Genomic DNA, 2,209 nt, shown 5'->3' on the forward strand with positions numbered 1-2,209 from the left:
AGTCATGATAATAGGGCCTTCTGATTAGAAGGCCCTATTATCAATGATTTTTATCCTCGTGACGACACTATCTAAGAGATCCTGGGTAACAAACTCTTTTTTCTTCATCCCTTCAATTCCTGAAAGAAATCAATCATTGACGCGTGTTATAACACTTGTTGGTCTCAAATACGCTTGTTTCTCAGTATCAAACAGGGATTTTTGGTCATGACAAACCGACGATTGGTTAGCCTTATTACAGGCGTACTGTTGTTCGCCGTTCTCTTGCCGGTGGCTTTAAGCGTCTGGCTGGCACATCGCCAGGCTGAAGAGTCGTTTATGAACGAACTCGACACCTTTTCCAGATTAGTAAAAATGCGTGCTGACCGAGTGGTGAGTCAGGGGAAAACGGCCCTGCGCCAACTGGAAACTTATGATGGCATCTCGTGCAGCCAGGATCACCTGCTGGCCATGCGACGAATTTCCTATACGTTTCGTTATGTTCAGGAGGTTATCTACCTCGAAGGCACGGTCCCGCTTTGTTCCTCACTGGAAAGAAACAGCAGCACCGCCCCCTTTCCCGCACCGCAGAGGGTGACCAAAGATGGCTTTCGCGCCTGGCTGACCAGCCATAACGATCTGGGTCTGATGCGCTATATGGTCGGTCTCGGCACACGTCGCTACGTGGTGATGACTGACCCATTCTCATTTATTGATGTGCTCTCCTATGGCCCCTGGCCCATCAATGTCGCTCTCGTCGGTACCACCAGCGGGCGGGTTATCGCCAGTAACCGCACGCTGGATCCGGACATAATTAAGCAAATCAATCTTCACGACCCTGCGCAAATACTGATCGGCGGTGAAGCCTGGAATGTTTTACTGGTCCCCGAATTGGGCGTCACGATCATCACCTGGGCATCGCTGACGCCGCTGGAAGAGAGCTGGCACCGGCTGCTGATCATCTGGGTGCCCGTGGGTCTGCTGCTGAGCATACTGGTCGCCCTCTTTTTACTGCGCATTCTGCGTCGCCTGCAGTCGCCGCAACATCGTATGCAGGACGCCATACGCGCGCGGGAAATTGAGATGTTCTACCAGCCAATTGTGACGCTGGCAGACGGGAAAATCGTCGGTGCGGAAGCACTGGCCCGCTGGCGACAGGCGGATGGCAGCTTCCTCGCCCCGGACACCTTTATTCCGCTGGCAGAACAAACGGGCCTGATGCCACAGCTGACCAAAGTGATTATCGAAAAAGTGTTTGAGGACATGGGAACCTGGCTCCAGCAGAACCCGGATCTGCACGTCTCCATCAACCTTGAGCCATCCGATCTCTTAACCCTGACCCTTCCGTCTCAGCTACAGCAGCTGACCAGTGACTGGCAAATTTCACCGTCGCAAATCGCGCTGGAAGTGACCGAGCACGGTTTTGCCGATCCCGCGACCTGCATGCCCACCATCACGGCACTGCGCGCGGCCGGACACGCCATTTATATCGACGATTTTGGTACGGGGTACTCCAGCCTCAGTTACCTGCAAAATCTGGATGTCGATATCATCAAAATCGACAAATCCTTTGTGGATGCGCTGGAATACAAAAACATGACCACCCATATCGTCGAAATGGCCAAAGCGCTAAAGCTGGCAATGGTGGCCGAGGGCATCGAGACCGAAGGCCAGCTCAAATGGCTGAGCGAACATGGTGTGCAGTACGGACAGGGCTGGTTATACAGTAAGGCGCTGCCCAAAGACGCATTTGTGTGCTGGGCAGAAAGTAACCGGAGTCTCCCCTGAGTTTGCTACCTTTTAAGCAGGCTTATGCATGGAGACACCGCAATGAAAAAACAATCCTGGCCGCTGCATGATGTGCGCCACTGGCTGGAGCCCGGCCCGGTGGTGCTTATCAGCAGCCACTGGCACGGCAAAAACAACATCATGACGCTGGGCTGGCACACCATTCTTGCGTTTTCCCCGTCACTGGTGGGATGCATGATCTCTGCCGGAAACCTCAGCTTTGAGCGCATCCGACAAAGCGGCGAGTGTGTGATCAACTTACCCGATGCGCAAATGGCAGATGTGGTCGCTAGAATTGGCAACTGTAGCGGCGATGAGACCGATAAATTCGCAGAATTTGGCCTGACGGCAGAAAAAAGCGAGCAGGTTAGATAGTGTCGTCACAAGATTTTAGCCCAGAGAGCGATGCATCTGATCTGGACGGCAGCGAGAAATGAGGCCG

Annotated in this window: 1 protein-coding gene and 1 pseudogene; both read left to right on the top strand. The window is 53.3% G+C overall.

Annotated features, from left to right (window positions below):
• Positions 1 to 207: 207 nt before the first annotated feature.
• A complete protein-coding gene (pdeB, locus tag ACSZPU_RS25195; protein WP_499004333.1) occupies positions 208 to 1,767 on the top strand; it encodes a cyclic di-3',5'-guanosine monophosphate phosphodiesterase PdeB in 1,560 nt (519 codons plus the stop codon).
• 42 nt (positions 1,768 to 1,809) lie between these two features.
• Positions 1,810 to 2,136, top strand: a pseudogene (locus tag ACSZPU_RS25200) (flavin reductase family protein); the annotation flags it as partial.
• Positions 2,137 to 2,209 lie beyond the last annotated feature (73 nt).

The sequence above is a fragment of the Phytobacter sp. V69 genome (assembly GCF_965644215.1).
Taxonomy (GTDB): Bacteria; Pseudomonadota; Gammaproteobacteria; order Enterobacterales; family Enterobacteriaceae; genus Phytobacter.

Coding starts and splice junctions, on each gene's coding strand:
- pdeB (WP_499004333.1), top strand. CDS start 208: ATGACAAACCGACGATTGGTTAGCCTTATTACAGGCGTACTGTTGTTC.